We start from the raw sequence: 18,507 nt of genomic DNA, 5'->3' as shown, positions 1-18,507 counted from the left end.
AATAGACTTTTATCTTTTCCACCACTTACAAAAAGTATATCATACCCTATTGAACACTTGTTGAGAGGAAAAAGGCAAGCAAATTGTACTTTACAATTTTATTGAGTAATTCCCGTCTCAATTAGTTTTACCTTAGCATGAACAGCTATTTCTATATTCGGATAATCAAGTTGCCATTTTTCAAAATTCAAACCACGAACAGAATGTCTAGCCATATACCCAATCCCTACTGGGTCAATATTTTTTTCCTGAAAATGTTTTAGCATTTCTTCAGATTTCTCCTTAATAATACTCTCGAGTTGAGTGATAATCTGTTTGGTGATTTCTGGAGTTGCTTTTTTTCCGGAAAACTCACTTAAAATTCCTTCAAACTTAATTGTAATGTTTACCTTTGGAGACCCATGCACTTCCTCTACCTTTATTTTCCTTTTCGTTTTGATTCGCTTGACGGACGCATACTCATCCGTATCCTTTAATCGTAATGTATAAGACCCTTCACCGTAATTTTCTACCATCGCCTTAAAAAAAAATAAATTTTCTTCTTCAATTTTCGATACCATCGTTCCATTATCAAACAAAGCTAACCCTGTGATTTCCATCTTATCTCCAATTAATTTTAAAGTGGGGAGATAGGGGTCCAGCCCTTCCATATAATGCGAATATAAAAAGGTATGAAGATCTGACTTCGGAACATCTTGCTTTGTAATGTTGTGTTCTAGAATCACGGAAAGATATTCCCCTGTTCCCCTGTTTCCTAAATCTTTTTCTAATACCTCCCTTGTCTTTCCCTCAATAATTCCTAAATACACTTTCGCACCAACACTCGCATCACGTTGAAGCGCATCAACGTATCGTAAAATCCCATTCTTCGCTAACTCATCTTCATATATAGCAACTCGTAGACCACCTGTTACCAATGGGTCGGCTGATTGTTTTTGTAATACATTTATAATTTCTTTTGCCAAGACTGATTCGTCAGTAAAACTAGCATTGTCAATACTTTTATCCGAATGGAAAACAGGGATAACAGCTGTACCGCTAATTTTTTGTCCTTCAGCGCGATCAAACCCAACAGCTGCAACGATATTAACCTCATCTATGATTTCTTCCGGTACTTTACCGTATACAATCGTAACGACTGTAAAAGCAGTTAGCACAATTCCAATAAAAATCTTTTTCATTTTTTCTCCCTCACTTTACGAATGACAAGCGTGAGCACAAAAAGGATAGGAATATATAAAAATACAAAATAAAAACCAAAACTTGACATGTATTCGTTAAGCATATCTATTTGTTGACGTGTTTTAAAAAAACTACCAATCACCCAAACAACAGGTAAAATGAAAAGAAGCACCTTTCGTTGTTGAACCGAAAATACTTTTTTAATGCCTCTGCTTGCCCCCCAGATTGTAAGACAAATATTAGGAAGGATGATAAAAAACCATGTTGCCACTCCAACATATTCAAACCTCTCCACAAAAGGCATCACAATTGTTTTAAACATGGATAACGTTGCCCAAATATGTTTATCGAGCTGGCCAGAACTATAGAACATAATGGATGTAATCATCGTAATTAAATATAAAACTGTCGTAGCTAACACACCAAGTTGGGCCCATTTCTGAGAACTTTTGGGATTTTTTATAAATGGATAAAAGATTAACAGTGTTTCAAAGCCTATGATACTCAGGGTCATGTCCTTTGTTCCTTTGGCAATTTCTATAAAAGAATGATTCAAGATGGGCAGTAAGTTTCGTACATGTGCAAATTCTAAAGGATAAAAGACTAATAAAAGAATGTAGACCGGCACGACAACGCTAAAAAAACTAATTCCGGTTACAGTTCTAAATCCACCTAAAATAATATAATACGTAAGGATTAAAGCAAATAAACTAAAGACCCAGGCATTTAACTCTGGAAACATCCAAACTTGTACAACTTCAATATAAGTGCGTAAAACGGTGATTGCGACTGCCATAAGATAAATGACAAATATTAGGCTGAAAAAGCCTCCAATCCATTTTCCGAAAACCTCTTTATGAACTTCAATTATGTCCCCTTTTGAATCATTTAATATTTTATACATCATCCATACAATAACATGGACCGCTGCTCCTGCCAGAATAATCGAGATCCAACCGTCATAACCTGCTGATTTTGCAATAATTCGCTGGAAACCAAGTATCCCTACCCCTATCTGCATGGAATGAATTAAGAAAAATACAAAAAAAGGAGATACTAATAACGATTCTTTTATCCTTTCCATAGTTGCAACTCCTTGGATTTTCGACTACTCGTCAATATCCTTTTTCTTCTCCGCTTTCTTTTCGCTAAAACGGACAGTGTCTCCTGGACGAACAAAAGTTGGACGCTTTGAAAGCTGCGAAAAAGGCAGCCGAACAAAGGCATCCTTTAAATCTCTAATCCGAAGTGGGTAAAGCGGCTCTAAAAATGGGCGACCTAAGGAAGTTAATCCAATTAAATGGGTTAACATAAAACAGAAACACATCACTATTCCTAATAGCCCCCATAGCTGCGCTAAAAGAAGAAATGGAAACCGGATTAACCTGATTGTATTACCCATTGTGTAAACTGGTGTTGTAAATGATGCTAATGCCGCTAAGGCAATCATAATCAACAACACATTACTCGTAAGTCCAGCTTCAACAGATGCCGTTCCAATCACGATACCACCCACGATACCGATTGTTTGACCAACCTTGGCTGGTAACCGTGCCCCAGCCTCACGTAGCAACTCAATGGTTATTTCTAAAAAGAGGGCCTCTAAAATGGGCGGCAATGGAACCTCTCGTCTTGAGATAACCAAGGTTGCAAGTAAATCTCGTGGAATTAATTCATGATGATAAGTAAGAACGGCTACATAAATGGGTGTAATTAATATAGAAAAGATGACTGAAAAAAGTCGAAGCATCCGAACAAATGACCCAATGTACCAATTCATGAAATAGTCTTCAAACGATGAAAAGAACTCAACAAGGGTTGTTGGTGCTATAATCGCTTGGGGAGACCCTTCAGAGAGCACCACTACTTTTCCCTCCACTAATACGGAAGCAGTACGGTCTGGACGCTCCGTTTCAAGCACTTGTGGAAAAGGAGAATTCGTATTATCCGCAATTATTTCCGAAATAAAAGAAGTATCATTAATCGAATCATACTCGAAATCATGGAGCCGCTGTAAAACGGTTTGTACATTTTCCTTTTCCACAATGTCTTCAATATAAAGTACGGCCACCTTCGTCCTTGATAACTTACCAACTGTTAGTTCTTTCACACGCAATTCAGGTACCGGCAATCGTTTTCGTATTAAATTCAAATTGGTATCCAGTGATTCGACAAATGCCTCTTTTGGACCATTTACACTGAATTCCACTTCAGGCGTACTAACCGATCTTTTTTCAAATTTCACTGCATCAATAAGAGCACAATAGCCGTCATGCTTGTGAAATTGAATCATGATACTGCCTTGCAATAGTTTATTTTCGATATCGTTTATCTTGTTTGTAATAACAATTTCCTTATTAGGAAGAATGCCTTTAAGTTCTCGAATTGAATAAACTTTCGTATAGAGCAAATAAGGCAAAATTTGTTCATTGAGGGTTTGTGTATCAATTATATTGCGCTGATAACAAATCCAATATGGACGAATCGCTTGGCTATTAAATTGGCAAGTAAAGTCTTCTGATTTCCGAAAGGTTTGATAGATTTCCTCCGTTAATCGAGGTTTTTTATGTTCTTTTTTGAACCAATTTGCCATAATAATCTCCTTCTAACTTCCACATTGTCTCTATTGCTACTTCCCTTCTGTTAGTTATTCCTTGAAATGTATGGAATTTATGCATAGAACTTCTATTTACTTTGAATTTATTGGAATGAAATTGAGGCATGAAACTGTGTGTCCCGCAGGATAATAAGAAAAAGTGGGTTTGAGGTGAAGTAAATGTGGAATAAAAAAAGAATTGCGATTGTGGCGTTGGCCATCACAATTGGACTAACGTTATTTGTTTCTTTTTCATACTTTAATAACGGGGATAAGGAAAGCCCTAAATCGTTTTCTACCCCTAACAGTTCTGTACAATTAAACAATGAAACGATTGATACGTCTCCGCAAATTATGAATGTCGATTCGATTCAACTCTATAATAATGTTCAAAAACACTTAGACAACCATAAAGAAATTGATGTGATTGATCATAATGGTAAAGATAAAAGCCATTATCATCACCATCAAGTTATTGTTGATTTTAAAAACCATCTAACACAAGCTGAAATTAAACAAATTGAAAAGGATATCGAAGGAAAGCTATTACGTAAGCTTGATTCCTCCTATATTTTTGAATCAAATAACCTGAAAACAGGTGAAATGATTTCATATTTCGAAAAAAACAAAAACGTTGAGTTTGCTGAGCCAAATTATATTATGATGCAAAACCAGGAGCATCCAAATGACCTTTTGTACAATGATTTTCAATGGAATTTACGGATGATTGATTCGGAGAACGGCTGGGGCATTACGCAAGGATCGGATAAAGTAAAAATTGCAATTGTGGATACAGGAGTGGATCTGGATCATCCTGACCTCGTTAATCGAATTGCAGATGGTTATAACGTTCTTAAGGACAACAATGTTCCAGATGATGACAATGGACATGGCACACATGTTGCCGGTATTATTGCTTCCCAAACAAACAATCACGAAGGAACAGCTGGCATCACATGGTTTAACCCCATTATGCCAGTTAAAGTAATGGGCTCTGATGGATATGGGTCCACCTTCGACATTGCCCGCGGCATCATTTGGGCAACTGACCACGGGGCAGATGTTATCAACCTTAGCCTTGGCAACTACCAGGGATCAAAGTTGTTAAAACGAGCCGTTGAATATGCATACAAACACGACGTAGTCATGGTCGCGGCATCAGGAAATGACAATTCAAGTCAGCCAAGTTATCCTTCAGCATATCCACAAGTATTAAGTGTCGCTGCTGTTGACTTAAACGGAGATAAAGCCGAGTTTTCGAATTACGGGGATTATATTGATGTGGCGGCACCAGGTGTAACGATCCCAAGCACCTATATTGATGAGCAATATGCTGCATTATCAGGTACATCAATGGCAGCCCCACATGTGGCAGCTCTTGCAGCTTTAATGCGTTCTATCAACCCAAACCTTTCAAATAAAGAAATTATGGATATGATCAAAGGTACCAGCTTGGATCTCGGGAAAGCAGGAAAGGATATTTATTTTGGTGAAGGACTGATTGATATTGTCCAAGCCCTCCAACAAGCAAAACAAGGTGCGGAATCTAAAAGTGGGTAACCCCCACTTTTTCTTTTTTCATTCATATTCCAGATGATTTAGGAAACGATAAAAAAGAAATTGGCATCGTTTATATTGGAGGAAGAAAATTGTCTAATACTGGATCTCTACAACGAAGTGAGTATCGCCTCATCATCGCTGCACTCTTACTCATTGTCATTTTTGTTTCTCCATATTTTATCCTTGGAGAGAATGCTCATTTACGAGTCCATGACAATTTAGACTCAAACCTGGCTTGGTATCGAGTTTTAGCCCAAAGCAATCAAATCCTCGGACCAGTTGATGTGAACATCCCCCAAATAATCAATGGGCAGCTCCAAAGAGGGGCATTTGGAACAGAATATAGTGGAATTGTTTGGTTACATGTTCTTTTTCCACCTATGGTTGCCTATGGGCTAAGCCAATTGATCACTAGAATTTTTGCATTTATCGGGATGTACTTGTTATTAAAAAAACATTTTCTATCAAGTAAGGATTGGTCATGGATTCGAGTTGGAGTTTCATTAGCCTTTTCCCTTACACCTTTTTGGCCATCTGGAATGCTAAGTACCCTTGGGATGCCTTTAGCACTTTGGGCACTGCTTAATATTCGTGCAGGGGAGAAATCATGGGTGAACTGGTTGACATTGACCGTACTCCCATTCTATGCAAGCATCGTTCTTGGTTTTTTCTTTTTTATAAGTGCAATGGGAATCCTTTGGATTGTTGACTTTGTGCGTGGGAAGGGATGGAATCTTCGTTTTTTATGGGCACTCATCTATTTTACCTTGATTTTTATGATGGTTGAATACCGATTAGTGTACTCCTTTCTTTTTATGGACGATCCAAACAGTCGAGATGAATACTTTCATGCGCGCTTATCATTTCTTCGTGCGTTACGACTTTCCTTAAAAAATTACGTCCTGGGTCATACCCATGTCATGAGTGTTCACGGTCTAATCATTTTGCCAGTTACCCTACTTGCATTGAATATTGTGTTGTTAAAGAAAAGCTGGAAACAAGAGAAAGTTTTTCTTTACTTACATCTTTTAAATGCGGTCTTGTCGATTTGGTATGCATTTTGGTTTTATAAAGGCTGGGTTCCTTTAACGGAACGGTTTCACTTTCTAAATACGTTTAATTTTGCAAGATTCCATTTTCTTCGACCAATGGTGATCTACATTTTATTTGCTCTTTCGTTAAAAATTTTGTGGGAATACAAACCGAATTGGAAGCGAGCAAGCTTATTATTCTTGGTTGCCCAATTAGCTGTTGTGGCCTCTTTTAATGAAGAAATTGTTTATAAAAAGAAGCCCTCCTTTCAGCAATTCTTTGCAGAAAAACAATTTGAGGATATCAAAACCTACATAGGAATGCCGCAAGACAAATACCGTGTTGCAAGTATCGGTCTCCATCCTGCCATCGCTCAATTTAACGGGTTTTATACCCTTGATACTTACAATAATTTTTATCCTCTTTCCTATAAACATCAATTTCGAGAAATTATCGCGAAGGAGTTAGAAAAGGATCAAAAATTACGTCAATATTTCGATGAATGGGGCGGACGCTGCTATCTCTTTTTGGATGAACTTGGCAAACACTATATGTTTAAAAAGACCTCCAAAAAAGAAATTAAGAAAATGGAACTCAATATGAAAGCATTTTACGACATGGGAGGCAGGTATATTTTTTCATCCTTGCCTATCAAAAATGCTTCAAAAAATCATCTTGAACTTGAGCAAACCTTCGATTCACCAGAATCTGCTTGGAGGATTTATTTGTATCGAGTGTCGATTGCTCAATAAAAAACTATAAGGGGGATTCATCATGAATGCACCAACACTTGCTATCGTTGTCCCTTGCTACAATGAAGAAGAAGTTCTTCCCGAATCGATGAAGCAGCTTCGAACCCTTTTAGATGAGCTTATTACAGACAAACTGGTTTCAGAAAAAAGTAGACTTTTGTTTGTCGATGACGGCAGCAAGGATCAAACATGGTCCATTATTTATAAAAAAGGGCTGGAAGACAATAAGATTAAAGGGCTTAAACTAGCTCGAAATGTCGGACACCAAAATGCATTACTGGCTGGCCTGTTTGCAGCAAAAGGGCAATCAGATTGTCTTGTTTCGATAGATGCTGATTTGCAGGATGATATCTCTGTCATTCGCGAGTTTCTGAATCGGTATACGGAAGGATATGAAATTGTTTATGGTGTCCGAAAAGAGCGCAAGACAGACACCCTTTTCAAAAAACATACGGCACAAGGATTTTATAAATTGATGCAATTCATGGGTGTGAACCTTGTTTATAACCACGCCGATTACCGGTTAATGAGTAAACGAGCCGTTAAAGTACTTGAACAATTCGATGAGAGCAATCTTTTTTTACGTGGGGTTGTCCCACTTGTTGGCTTTCAATCGACGTCTGTATTTTACGATCGAAAAGAACGAATGGCAGGGGAAACGAAATACCCATTACGGAAAATGCTCTCGTTTGCCCTCGATGGCATTACATCCTTTAGCGTCACACCGATTCGCTTTATTTCCTTAATTGGGTTGCTCTCTTTTTTTGTTAGCCTTTTCTTTGGCGGATATTTCTTTTATTTAAAATTTAGTGGCCAAACCCAAACAGGTTGGACTTCACTGATTACGTCAATTTGGTTAATTGGCGGACTGCAATTGATTGCTTTAGGTTTTATTGGGGAATATATCGGGAAAATCTATAAGGAGACGAAGCGACGTCCGAAGTTTGTTGTGGATATTGATACTTTTAATCTTGCTGTTCCGGCTGACGAGCCTTTTGCTCCGGAAGAGGGTGAACTCTTGATTGATTACAACCCACTTTCTGAAACCAACTAACACCTTTATTCGTTTTTTGCTTGTCGGAGTCATTAATACGCTTGTTGGTCTCTCAAGTATATTTATATTGCTGCATGTAGTCGGTTTTTCCTATTGGCTTGCGACCTTTGTTGGCAATTCGCTTGGAGCCGGAGTCAGCTATATGTTGAACAAACGATTCACTTTTAGTAGCAAAGCAATGTATGGTAAGAGTATTCCATTGTTTGTTTTAGTGATTTTAAGCTGCTACTCTCTTTCTTTTTCGATGAGTAAGCTCGTTGCAGGATTCATTTTTGTGCACTATCCAAACGAGGTGGCTGTTTTACTAGGAACATGCCTTTATACAATGATGAACTATCTCGGGCAAAAATATATTGTATTTTCATAGGATAAGCACTTTGACTTTGGGAAACTCAAATGAGGGCCCCCATTGTAGGAGTGCTTTTTTCATTTTCTTATTACTACCTAAGATAACAACACACCTTAATTTTCTCTAGTAAAATATTGTAAAATGAATCTTTAGCCCCTTTTCGAATATTTAATCCCTTTTACCATTATCTATAGTGATCTTTTATAAACCCTGTTGAATATGAAAGGAACGATGTATTTTTATGAATAATTATCTGATACCAAATAGAAATGGTGTTGGCCTTGTATATAAAAAGGGCGGGGCTGGCTGCCTATATATGGGAGCGGGAGTTGGACTAATCGCCTCTATTGTCGTATTAATCATCGCAGGTACTCTTGGTACATTTAAAGGATTTATTGGGATCATTATTGGTGTAATCGGTGTCCTATTTACAGGCGGTGCCATCCTAAGACTAGTCTCTGTTCTATCAAAAAGTAAAGTCTTAATTAAAGTTGAAGATGGTCATTTAATTAACCTTAAAAATCGTGTACCTTTAGCTGATATTACGGATGTATTTTACGGATGGCATGCTGAAAAGTTAAGCGGTGGCGTATTCCAAAACCTCGTTGTCACCACAACAAATGGAAAAAAACACTACTATTCTTACTATAATTTAATTCCTGATCATGTCATGAAACAATTAGTCGAGGAATATATTCTGCCAAATGCAAATCCTACTTGTAAGAGTGAGAAAAAACGGAAAAATTCTAGTGAGATACTTAAATTATAGAGGGCTAAAAAGAGACGCATCCTATTTTTGTCTAATTTGAAATATGTAACAGATGACTTTATGAAAGTAAAAAAAGCACTTTGGTTAAGTGCTTTTTTTCATGTTTTTTATGGTTTTCTGAAGGAAGATAACACCCATGCTTAAAAAAATGACCATGAGGATTGCCGGTAAATGGTTCTTTTTAGAAAGATTAGCCGGGTCGATGTCAGCACGAGTGCCCATGGCTTCCTTTGGCATATCCATTTTAAGTTGCTTCGCCGCGAGTTGACGCCCATCTTCCCCAAGGACCTGAAGCACTCCTTGGTCATTCATTGCCAGTTGAACGTCTTCATTTTTCTTTTGTGTGTATGGAAGTGGTTTATTGAGACGATAGCTTTCATTCTGCTCACCGTAAAACTTCTCGCTTGAAGCTACCTCTGCTACCTCAAAATTTTCAAAGCCATAGTCTAAAAGTGCCACTGTATCCTCATAGGCGTACTCGTCCCGTTCTGCCTTCAATACAATCGCAATCAAAGATAAATCACCTTGTTCTGCCGATGTTGAAAGAGTGTATCGCGATTCTTGTACAAAACCAGTTTTTCCACCTGTAATTCCTTCATAGGGAATTTCGCCTCTAAGCAATAAATGATGGCTAAAGAGAGTGGTATCCCATGATTCTCCGTCCCACGCTAATTCCTTTGTTCCAAAAATCTCACGGAAAACGGGATTCTTTAACGCATATTTCGTAATTAAAGCAAGGTCATATGCGGTTGTGTAGTGATTTTCATCATAGAGACCGTGTGGGTTTGTAAAATGAGTCTGTTCGACGCCAATTTTTTCTTTTAAATATTGATTGAGTGAGTCTGCAAAAGACTCTATGCTCCCATCAAGATGTTCTGCGATGGCAACTCCGGCATCATTTCCGGAATTAATTAATAAACCTTGAATAAGATGTTTTAATGTCACCTGCTCCCCCTCTTTAAGGTACACGCGAGTACCTTCCGTTTCATAGGCGTTCGCACTGACAGATACAACATCATCTAAATTTCCTTTTTCAATCGCATAGATGGCCGTTGCCATTTTCGTTAAACTTGCAGGATACATTTGTGCATGACTATTTTTCTCATATAGGATAGAACCAGTATTTGCATCTAATAAAATGACTGCATCACTCTTAATTGCAGGTGCCCCATTCTCAGCACCTTCTGCATGAACTTGAAAAGGCGAAAGAGAGGTCATTAGAAATACTAGAACTAAAACAAAATAAAACTGTTTCATTTCTCTTCTCCCCTTGAGACAAAGCTCCTCACTTACGCGTCTCAGCTATGATTTCTCTCATTTGTGGGACAAGGTACCTGTCCCCTAGTCCCACACGATTTTACAATTACAGGTATTCGTTTGTCAAATTGATTTTCTGACGGGAGCTCTGCAGTTCAGCAACCAAGTAGAACCTTCCCAGAGGATTTAGACATAGAAAAGACGTTGGTACGATTTTTACCAGACGTCTACCTTTTCAATTATTTATGGTAAGTGTAAATGGAACTCCACTCATGGATTATATTTGTTGCCAAAAGTGCTTCTTGAGCAAGCTTTTCGGCTTTCTTCATAAGTTTCTTTTCATCTAAATGTCCCTCAAAATTAGGATTTACTTTGTAATACATGAAGGTGTTTGTATCATTTTGACGAAACCGAACAAACCCCACAAAATCCTTTTCTTTATAGACGGAATAAAAATAATCAGTGGACTTTCTAAACAATTCAAAATCAGTCCAATTGATGATCTGATATCCTTCTGCCTCTGTCATTGGGACAAGGTGTAAGTCTATAGTAACATCTGTAAAAATGTCTGTAACTTGAAAGTGTTCCACCACAATGATGGTATCTTCGTTAAGCTCGTATCCATCAATCTCTAGTGGTTTCTCCCAGCTAAAAATATGATCCTCGATAAATTGATCCAAAGTGGAATTTTCCCCTTTTGCAATACGTTCTCCCACTTTACCTTGAATTTCACCAAATCGAATTTCATAAAAATCGGTGATTTTGAGATTTGCTTTATGCTCATTTCGCTTTGTAAACACCTGAATAATATCACCAATTTCACTCTTTTCCTCGTTTGGTAATTGATCATACCAAACTTTTGGAGTACAGGTGACTGTTTTCACACCTCGAAGGACCTCTTCAAGAAGTCTTTCATCATATTCATCTCGACCCCAAAAATCGATTCGTTTCATCCAAATCACCTCTTCCCACTATATTGAATTATATAATGGAAGGTTTGAAAGAAACAACCTAAAAACTTGGTAAGCGCCATGAATATACTTATTTTTAAGGATATTATTAAAAGTTGGTTAAATGTATAGGCATTAGATTATTGCCCACATCCGTTTTTGTAAAAAAATTACACATATAGTTTTTTTTTCATCACATGAGAATGGTCGTTTTTACACAAATTAAGAAAGGATTTTTGAAAGGTGAACACCTTTTGATAATCCAAAAAATTCGTCTGGGAGGTACCACATGCAAAACAACAATCAGCAAATTCCAGCACAGGCTCAATCTGCTTTAAATCAGATTAAACAAACAGCTAAACAATTAGCCCAAACAGAGCAAATGAATGCTCAACAATTCCAACAAAGCTCACCACAAGCACAACAGGCTGCCCCTGGATTTGCAGGACGTGAATTGAATGCTGCTCAGCAATTAAATCAGATAGAGCAGACCGCACAACAGCTCCAACAATCTGTTGGGCAACAACAGTTCACTTCAACTGGTTCCTCTTTCAGTACCGAATTTGCTAGCGAAACAGATGTAGCTGAAGTTCGAAAACAGAACCAGCAATCACAAGCTAACAAAAATCGCTAGTTGCCCTTTTCTATAACACCTCCACACTATGTGGAGGTGTTTTTAAGAATTGTCTAGGCACCACATAAAAGGTTCTAAATGACTCATACTACCAAATGAAAAGTTAAGAATGGAGATGAAGGAATTGGGTAGAACAAAGCGTGGAAATGCAAATGCACAGCGAAATAATAATGTCAAAAAAGGGAACAGAATCAGTGAAGAACTTGTTGAATTTGCATCCTATACAGAAGTAGAAGCAGAAAAACAAAATGTTCAAAAGAAGAAAAAGAAATAGAAGTAAGAAGGTCAAGGGTTCGCCTTGACCTCTTTTTATGTGATTACTGCTATCGCGCAATTATTAAAAATAAAACGCAATTCCTAAAAATAACGCGCAATTCTCGTTTGCTAAAGCGCAATTCCTAAAAATAAAGCGCAATTAGACTAAATTAAAGCGCAATCACGTTAACTGGATCTATAAAATACGGAATTTTTTTCTCGAATCATGCAGGATTGTGGCTTTTTTTATTGAATTAAAACTCTATTCTAATAAAAGGAGCTAAACAAATGAACAAAGAACGAAAAGTTTCTAAGGAAATTGAAAAGTTAAAAGCCATACGAATCCGCATACCAAAATCTCATCCTAAATATGAACTCGTTGAGGAACGCCTACGGATAAGGATGAGCGGATATAAAGGTGAAAAATCATTGGATTACTATTTAAAGTTCCTTCCCGAAAAACAATACAGGATTCTAAACGGACTTCGCCTTCCCGATAAATCAACGAACACCCACTTCGAGATTGATACCCTCCTTCTTTCAAATTCCTTAATTCTTGATCTTGATGCCAAAAATCATAAAGGTGAAATTTATTTTGATCATCAATTTAGCCAGATGCTTCAGACCTATGACAACATAAAAAAAACCTATGCTTGTCCTACTACTCAATTGCACCGTCATCAACTGCAACTAAGGAGACTGTTACAATCTTACAAATTCCCAATTATCCCAATTGAATCGCTAGTTGTATTCACAAATCTTTCGACTACACTTACGTCCTCACCAAATCATCCTTACGCACATAAAATTATCCACAGTGCCAGTCTCCTATCAAAAATAGAACAATTTGAGAAAGAAAACCGAAAAACAATCCTAGAGAATAAACATATCCATAGGTTAACAAAACTATTACTACAGCTAGATACCCCTTTTGATGGAAATATTTTAGATCGATTCGGAATTAAAGAAAGCGAACTCTTAAAAGGAGTACACTGTCCTGTATGTGAAACATTACCTATGGAGAGAACTCCTCGCAAATGGAAGTGTAATAACTGTGGACATTCATCCTATGATGCATATCTTGACTCCATATCACATTATTTTCTTCTCAAAGGAAATACAATCACAAACGAAAAACTACGCGACTTTCTCCTTCTCCCCTCTCGTCATGCAGCAAGAAACATATTAAGATCTTGGAATTTACATCGTGAAGGAAAAACAAAAGGTAGTGTGTATTTTTATGAGGATAAGTGAGATTTTCCTATAAGAGTGATCTATAAAATAAAACCCAAGTTTGTGTGTTGATACCACAACATTCTTGGGTTCTTGACTAATGTCAAATTTAGTTATAACGCAATGATTAAAAATAAAACGCAATTCCTAAAAATAACGCGCAATTCTCGTTTGCTAAAGCGCAATTCCTAAAAATAAAGCGCAATCGGACTAAATTAAAGCGCAATTAGCCCTTAGAAATGCTTTTTATACCACTCAGCTGCTGCTGCAACCTCTGTTCCGGTTAACATATGCCCATGATTTTCCCAGTGAACTTCTACATCCGCATTTGCGTCTTGTAATAGATTTTGAAGATCAACTGTTTCTTGTGCAGGACAGATTGGATCATTTTTACCGGCTGCGATGAATACTGGTGTACTTGTTTGGTCTGGCAATTCAATGTCCCGTCTTGGCACCATTGGATGATGAAGGATTGCTCCTTTTAATGCATCCTTGTAATGGAACAATAGGCTTCCCGCAATATTGGCTCCATTTGAATATCCGATAGCTACTATGTTATTTCGATCGAATGAATACTTTTTTGCAGCTTCATCGAGAAATTCATGTAATTCTTTTGTTCGGAAAATAAGGTCCTCTATGTCAAAAACACCTTCGGCTAAGCGACGGAAAAAACGAGGCATGCCATTTTCAGATACATTTCCACGGACACTTAATATAGACGCAGTTTCATCAATATGTGGAGCCAGCGGCAATAAATCTGATTCAGTTCCACCTGTTCCATGTAACAAAAGTAGGGTTGGTTTTGTTTTATCTTTGCCTTCTTGGAATATATGCTTCATTATAATTACCTCCAAATAATTGGTCATTCTAGTATTTCCTACTTGAAATTTAATTAAAAGATCAAATTAAAGTATCTTAACTTCAAGATAATATACTCGAATCCATTTGTCAATTGTCATATAACTTGGACAAGTCTCATATCCTTTTATATACGTTTTTAGGAGGGTAAGTATGAGTCGAAAAACCATTTTTCTATTTATTTTTCTAACATTTTTAATAGGATGTACTTCTAATTCAAAGACAGCTACAGAACTGTACAGCACCCTTGGTCAAAATCTCTCGCAGAAAGATCTGGCATTATTAGAAAGCCTAGAAAGTCATGTACAAAAGTTCATTCAATTAAATGAAGAACTAGATATGCTTTTAGATGAAATGAAAAAAGAGGATGAACTTGAGGCAGCCATTGAAACAATGCAAATCGCAAACGAAGAGGCAATGTATATTTACAACTTAATTGAGCTTGATGAACAACCAACTAATAAAAATTTGCATGAACTTAGGACCCATGTTCAAGCCTCGATTGAAAAATACATGGAAGCCATGAACTTGCAGCTTGAAGGGATTACGACGGGTGACCCACAGAAGACAGATGAAGCTTATGAAGAAATGAAAATCATTAATGAGGAATTAAATAAATTGTATCGTTCAATGAAAGGATAAAATGATTTAGTGCGTCTCTATGCAAAAGAATAGAATCCGATATTTAACCTATACTACCCATAGATAATATTGGGGGAGGTGGCCTCATGGACAAGCATAATGTTCGCTTATCTAGTGCCGAAATTGGTGGATTATGGACAACCTTTATACAGGGTAGTATGACCGTTTGTTTAATCAAATATTTTCTTTACCATTTACGTGATGAAGACATTAAAACGATTTTGAAAAAGTCTGATCACATCTATAGTGGGCAAATGAAACAAATAAAAGAAATTTTTCTTCAAGAAAAAATCCCAATCCCTGATGCATTTGGCGATGAGGATTTAAACCTGTCTGCCCCACCACTGTTTTACGATCCATTTGCTCTCACATTTGTTTATGCGATGAGTCGTATGAACATGATTAATTTTAGTTTCATTACATCCAATATTGCCAGAGATGATGTGCGATCCTTTTTTTCAAATTGCCTATCTGATGCATTAAAGCAATATAATGAGGCCACACAGTTAATGCTTGAAAAGGGAATGTATGACAGACCACCTATGGTAGTTTATCCTTCTAAAAATGAGTATGTTGAAAAGACTACCTATTTAACAAAGATCATCGGTGAAAAAAGACCGTTAAATGTGCTGGAAATAACCGACATGTTTTTTAATATTGAACGGAATTACTTCGCGATTGTCCTTTGTATGGGGTTTCAACAAGTGGTCCAAGACAAGGAAATCCTGGAATTTATTAAAGACGGAAGAAATATTTCCGAGAAGCAAATCACCTTTATTAATGACTTATTTAAACATGAAAATCTTATGGGTACAACCTCTATCCCTATGGAGGTAACGGGTTCGACCGTTTCTCCATTTTCCGATAAACTTATTCTGACGCTCTTCCATGCTCTAAACAGTATCGATATTACTCTTATTGGTCATGCCCAGGGATTATCGATGAGGACAGATTTAGTTGCTTTCTATACAAAAACAATAGGAGAGATTTTCTTATATGCTGCAAAAGGCTTTAAAATGTTAGTTGAACGAGGATGGATGCAGGAACCTCCTTCAAATCTGGATCGAAATAGATTAAGGAACGAACATAAATAAAAGGCGTGCCATTAAAGGCACGTCGTTTATTTATGGAAAATTTGAAATCGATCCCATACTTCCTCTAAATCAGTAAGATGTTTTTCAATTTCTCCCCGCTTCTTTCGCCCCACTTCCGTTAATAAAGCATTCACTAAACTTAACGGAGCAACAAACGAATCAATATAGGATGGCATTTCACTTGGCGAGAAAAGGGCAATATCGGCATAGGGAATCAAGGGGGAAAGCACCGTGTCTGTAATGGCAATGACATTTGCCCCGCGGTCTTTTGCGAAAGAAACGGCATCGATTGTATTCTTTGTATACCTTGCAAAGCTTAGTCCGATTACTGTATCCTCGTTATTTATTCGGAATAACTTTTCGGAAATACCATTCGGGTTTCTGATTAGTTCCGTATTTTCAAACAATACGTCCAAATAAAACTCTAAAAAGGAACCAAGGGAAACTGCACTTCGATTGGCAACAATAAAAATTCGTTTTGCATCGATAATAGCTTGAACTGCTTGACGGAAGGCAGTTATATCGAATTCGTCTGCCATCTTTTGAATTCGGCTTACTTCCGCCTGAAACATGTCATATACAGCTTTATCCTCTGAATCATAAATATCATCGGAGATTTTTAACCTTTCCACTGTGGTAAGGTGCCTTTTCACAGAATCCTGCATCGCTTTTTGCCACTCCGGATATCCGCTATATCCAAGAAATGTAGAAAAACGAACAACAGTCGCTTCACTAACACCTGCCATTTTCGCAAGCTGTCCTACTGTAAAGAATGGAACAGAGTCTGTATGACCTAATACATACGTCGCAATTTTGCGTTGTGATTTACTCATTTCTGTTAATTTATTTGTAATGATTTGATATACCTCTTGCATTAATTTACTCGATTCCTTTCACTTTCCTAATCGCTTTTTCATGTTTACTGATTGTTTCATTAAGATCTTCTTCCGAATGCACAATAGACATTGAGTAACGATTAAGTGGCTTTGTATAGATTCCAAGCTTCAAAAGCTCATCATCCAATTTTTTACGGAAATTCATATCTGCCTTGATTAAATCACGGTAATTTCGAATCGGATGATTGGCATGCACGATATTAAAAATACTCCCCACCCCAACAGTCTGCATAGGGATCCCGTATGAATTGTAAAGTTTTTCAAGGCTAGAACGAAGATAATCCGTCTTTTGGATTAATTCAGGGTACACATTAGCGCCTTCGAGAACTTTGATGGTTGCTATTCCTGCAGCTAAGACAATGGGATGACCATTATAGGTTCCACTATGAAATAAAACATCTTCTTTCTGCGCAGCCTTTCCACCTGCTGATAAAATATCTCCTCCATTAGAAGGATTCATTATCTCCATAATATCTCGAAGTCCACCAACTGCTCCAATTGGAAAACCGCCACCCAACACTTTTCCCAGTGCTGTAAGATCCGGTTTTATCCCGTAAATGGATTGTGCTCCTCCAAGAGTTAAACGAAATCCGGTCTTAACCTCATCAAAGATTAAAAGTATCCCCAGATCCTTCGTTAGTTTGCGAAGCCCCTCCATAAAACTTTTTTCAGCCGGGATAAATCCACCTTGAATGGGTTCAATGATCACAGCGGCAACTTCATCCTTATATTTTTTTAATAACTGTGCTGTTGATTCTAAATCGTTAAAAGGGAGAATAACTGTATTTTCGACATAGCGCTCTGATATTCCTTTCGATTCTGGTACAGAGTTTGGTCTCTTCTCATGACCAGCCTCATCGATTGTTGGATTTACGCTTAACAAAACTTCATTATAGCCTCCATGATAATGACCTTCAAATTTAGCGAGAGTCGCCTTGCCTGTATACGCTTGTGCAATCCGAATCGCTAATAAAGTTGCCTCCAGACCTGAATTGGTATAGCGAACCATCTCAATACCCGGAAAATAATCAATAAGTTTATTTGCCATTTCTACTTCTAAAACATGCGGTGCTCCAAAAACTGTTGTGCCCGTTGAAGTTAATTGATTATACACGGCTGAAGTAACCTCTGGGTGACCATGACCAAGAAGAAGTGCACCATAGCATAATAAATAATCAAGATATTCATTTCCATCTACATCAACTAAACGGCTCCCATTACCTTTTTCCATAAAAATTGGATGTGGTGAAAAGTATTTAATGTTCGCAGAAACTCCACCAGGAATAACGGATTTCGCATTCAAAAAATAATGTGCTGACCTACTTGTTTTTTCTGAAATAAGACATTGGTCAGAATGAAAGTTTGTCACTCTAAAACACCCCTTTGAAATATAC

18 protein-coding genes are annotated in these 18,507 nt (G+C 37.3%); 10 read left to right on the top strand and 8 right to left on the bottom strand.

Annotation, left to right across the window (positions count from 1 at the left end; translation table 11 throughout):
• Positions 1 to 98: 98 nt before the first annotated feature.
• From E1I69_RS05070 to E1I69_RS05060, 3 genes are read right to left on the bottom strand one after another with little or no spacing between them, the layout of a single operon-like run.
• On the bottom strand, positions 99 to 1,181 hold the full coding sequence (locus E1I69_RS05070; protein ID WP_136378513.1) for a Ger(x)C family spore germination protein: 1,083 nt from the start codon (positions 1,179 to 1,181) through the stop codon (positions 99 to 101).
• Entirely contained in the window at positions 1,178 to 2,266 is a 1,089-nt protein-coding gene (locus E1I69_RS05065; protein WP_136378512.1) for a GerAB/ArcD/ProY family transporter, read from the bottom strand. The genes E1I69_RS05070 and E1I69_RS05065 overlap by 4 nt, the downstream gene beginning before the upstream one ends.
• 24 nt (positions 2,267 to 2,290) lie before the next feature.
• The gene (locus E1I69_RS05060) at positions 2,291 to 3,775 is read right to left on the bottom strand and encodes a spore germination protein (protein ID WP_136378511.1); all 1,485 of its coding nucleotides are present in this window, start codon (positions 3,773 to 3,775) and stop codon (positions 2,291 to 2,293) included.
• A gap of 183 nt (positions 3,776 to 3,958) precedes the next feature.
• Here E1I69_RS05060 and E1I69_RS05055 point away from each other — a divergent pair, with 183 nt between their 5' ends.
• The 5 genes from E1I69_RS05055 to E1I69_RS05035 all read left to right on the top strand — a co-directional run bounded on the left by E1I69_RS05055 (position 3,959) and on the right by E1I69_RS05035 (position 9,294).
• On the top strand, positions 3,959 to 5,338 hold the full coding sequence (locus tag E1I69_RS05055; protein WP_136378510.1) for a S8 family peptidase: 1,380 nt from the start codon (positions 3,959 to 3,961) through the stop codon (positions 5,336 to 5,338).
• Between the two features lie 131 nt (positions 5,339 to 5,469).
• Positions 5,470 to 7,122, top strand: a complete 1,653-nt coding sequence (locus tag E1I69_RS05050; protein ID WP_431731861.1) for a DUF6044 family protein — start codon at positions 5,470 to 5,472, stop codon at positions 7,120 to 7,122.
• 22 nt (positions 7,123 to 7,144) lie between these two features.
• Positions 7,145 to 8,176 (top strand): glycosyltransferase family 2 protein, encoded by a 1,032-nt coding sequence (locus tag E1I69_RS05045; RefSeq protein ID WP_136378508.1) that lies wholly within the window; start codon positions 7,145 to 7,147, stop codon positions 8,174 to 8,176.
• Positions 8,145 to 8,543: a GtrA family protein gene (locus E1I69_RS05040; RefSeq protein ID WP_136378507.1), complete on the top strand. Its 399-nt coding sequence runs from the start codon at positions 8,145 to 8,147 to the stop codon at positions 8,541 to 8,543. The genes E1I69_RS05045 and E1I69_RS05040 overlap by 32 nt, the downstream gene beginning before the upstream one ends.
• 223 nt (positions 8,544 to 8,766) lie before the next feature.
• Positions 8,767 to 9,294 (top strand): DUF5381 family protein, encoded by a 528-nt coding sequence (locus E1I69_RS05035; RefSeq protein ID WP_136378506.1) that lies wholly within the window; start codon positions 8,767 to 8,769, stop codon positions 9,292 to 9,294.
• A gap of 84 nt (positions 9,295 to 9,378) precedes the next feature.
• Here the strand turns inward: E1I69_RS05035 and E1I69_RS05030 are convergent, their stop codons facing one another.
• Complete coding sequence (locus tag E1I69_RS05030) at positions 9,379 to 10,551, bottom strand: D-alanyl-D-alanine carboxypeptidase family protein (protein ID WP_136378505.1); 1,173 nt, start codon at positions 10,549 to 10,551, stop codon at positions 9,379 to 9,381.
• 239 nt (positions 10,552 to 10,790) lie between these two features.
• Positions 10,791 to 11,504, bottom strand: coding sequence for an ASCH domain-containing protein (locus E1I69_RS05025; protein ID WP_136378504.1), 714 nt, complete (start codon positions 11,502 to 11,504; stop codon positions 10,791 to 10,793).
• A 286-nt stretch (positions 11,505 to 11,790) separates the two neighbouring features.
• Here E1I69_RS05025 and E1I69_RS05020 point away from each other — a divergent pair, with 286 nt between their 5' ends.
• From E1I69_RS05020 to E1I69_RS05015, 3 genes are all read left to right on the top strand, one after another.
• A complete protein-coding gene (locus tag E1I69_RS05020) occupies positions 11,791 to 12,135 on the top strand; it encodes a gamma-type small acid-soluble spore protein (RefSeq protein ID WP_136378503.1) in 345 nt (114 codons plus the stop codon).
• A 124-nt stretch (positions 12,136 to 12,259) separates the two neighbouring features.
• A complete protein-coding gene (locus E1I69_RS24665) occupies positions 12,260 to 12,409 on the top strand; it encodes a hypothetical protein (RefSeq protein ID WP_165439141.1) in 150 nt (49 codons plus the stop codon).
• Positions 12,410 to 12,678: 269 nt separating this feature from the next.
• A complete protein-coding gene (locus tag E1I69_RS05015; RefSeq protein WP_136378502.1) occupies positions 12,679 to 13,644 on the top strand; it encodes a nuclease-related domain-containing protein in 966 nt (321 codons plus the stop codon).
• A 212-nt stretch (positions 13,645 to 13,856) separates the two neighbouring features.
• Here E1I69_RS05015 and E1I69_RS05010 read toward each other — a convergent pair whose 3' ends face one another.
• Positions 13,857 to 14,462 carry an alpha/beta hydrolase gene (locus tag E1I69_RS05010; protein WP_136378501.1) on the bottom strand — a complete coding sequence of 202 codons (606 nt, stop codon included), beginning with the start codon at positions 14,460 to 14,462 and terminating at the stop codon, positions 13,857 to 13,859.
• A gap of 172 nt (positions 14,463 to 14,634) precedes the next feature.
• On the opposite strand from E1I69_RS05010, the gene E1I69_RS05005 reads away from it, so the two are divergent.
• Both E1I69_RS05005 and E1I69_RS05000 read left to right on the top strand, forming a co-directional pair.
• Complete coding sequence (locus E1I69_RS05005; protein ID WP_136378500.1) at positions 14,635 to 15,123, top strand: hypothetical protein; 489 nt, start codon at positions 14,635 to 14,637, stop codon at positions 15,121 to 15,123.
• Positions 15,124 to 15,209: 86 nt separating this feature from the next.
• Positions 15,210 to 16,217, top strand: a complete 1,008-nt coding sequence (locus E1I69_RS05000) for a DUF3231 family protein (protein WP_136378499.1) — start codon at positions 15,210 to 15,212, stop codon at positions 16,215 to 16,217.
• 26 nt (positions 16,218 to 16,243) lie between these two features.
• On the opposite strand, the gene E1I69_RS04995 is transcribed toward E1I69_RS05000, so the two are convergent.
• Both E1I69_RS04995 and E1I69_RS04990 read right to left on the bottom strand, forming a co-directional pair.
• On the bottom strand, positions 16,244 to 17,092 hold the full coding sequence (locus E1I69_RS04995) for a MurR/RpiR family transcriptional regulator (RefSeq protein ID WP_136378498.1): 849 nt from the start codon (positions 17,090 to 17,092) through the stop codon (positions 16,244 to 16,246).
• A 4-nt stretch (positions 17,093 to 17,096) separates the two neighbouring features.
• Complete coding sequence (locus E1I69_RS04990; RefSeq protein WP_242634533.1) at positions 17,097 to 18,482, bottom strand: aspartate aminotransferase family protein; 1,386 nt, start codon at positions 18,480 to 18,482, stop codon at positions 17,097 to 17,099.
• Positions 18,483 to 18,507: the final 25 nt, after the last annotated feature.

Origin of the sequence: Bacillus timonensis (assembly GCF_004799755.1) — a bacterium.
GTDB classification, from domain to species: Bacteria; Bacillota; Bacilli; order Bacillales; family Bacillaceae_L; genus Ferdinandcohnia; species Ferdinandcohnia timonensis_A.
This window is presented reverse-complemented; position numbering and strand designations above follow the sequence as displayed.

What these genes read in the sequence shown, in the direction of transcription:
- E1I69_RS05030 (WP_136378505.1), bottom strand. Translation starts at nt 10,551, where the DNA reads ATGAAACAGTTTTATTTTGTTTTAGTTCTAGTATTTCTAATGACCTCT.
- E1I69_RS05055 (WP_136378510.1), top strand. Translation starts at nt 3,959, where the DNA reads ATGTGGAATAAAAAAAGAATTGCGATTGTGGCGTTGGCCATCACAATT.
- E1I69_RS05035 (WP_136378506.1), top strand. Translation starts at nt 8,767, where the DNA reads ATGAATAATTATCTGATACCAAATAGAAATGGTGTTGGCCTTGTATAT.
- E1I69_RS05015 (WP_136378502.1), top strand. Translation starts at nt 12,679, where the DNA reads ATGAACAAAGAACGAAAAGTTTCTAAGGAAATTGAAAAGTTAAAAGCC.
- E1I69_RS05005 (WP_136378500.1), top strand. Translation starts at nt 14,635, where the DNA reads ATGAGTCGAAAAACCATTTTTCTATTTATTTTTCTAACATTTTTAATA.
- E1I69_RS05070 (WP_136378513.1), bottom strand. Translation starts at nt 1,181, where the DNA reads ATGAAAAAGATTTTTATTGGAATTGTGCTAACTGCTTTTACAGTCGTT.
- E1I69_RS05020 (WP_136378503.1), top strand. Translation starts at nt 11,791, where the DNA reads ATGCAAAACAACAATCAGCAAATTCCAGCACAGGCTCAATCTGCTTTA.
- E1I69_RS05065 (WP_136378512.1), bottom strand. Translation starts at nt 2,266, where the DNA reads ATGGAAAGGATAAAAGAATCGTTATTAGTATCTCCTTTTTTTGTATTT.
- E1I69_RS05060 (WP_136378511.1), bottom strand. Translation starts at nt 3,775, where the DNA reads ATGGCAAATTGGTTCAAAAAAGAACATAAAAAACCTCGATTAACGGAG.
- E1I69_RS05025 (WP_136378504.1), bottom strand. Translation starts at nt 11,504, where the DNA reads ATGAAACGAATCGATTTTTGGGGTCGAGATGAATATGATGAAAGACTT.
- E1I69_RS05000 (WP_136378499.1), top strand. Translation starts at nt 15,210, where the DNA reads ATGGACAAGCATAATGTTCGCTTATCTAGTGCCGAAATTGGTGGATTA.
- E1I69_RS04995 (WP_136378498.1), bottom strand. Translation starts at nt 17,092, where the DNA reads ATGCAAGAGGTATATCAAATCATTACAAATAAATTAACAGAAATGAGT.
- E1I69_RS05010 (WP_136378501.1), bottom strand. Translation starts at nt 14,462, where the DNA reads ATGAAGCATATATTCCAAGAAGGCAAAGATAAAACAAAACCAACCCTA.
- E1I69_RS05045 (WP_136378508.1), top strand. Translation starts at nt 7,145, where the DNA reads ATGAATGCACCAACACTTGCTATCGTTGTCCCTTGCTACAATGAAGAA.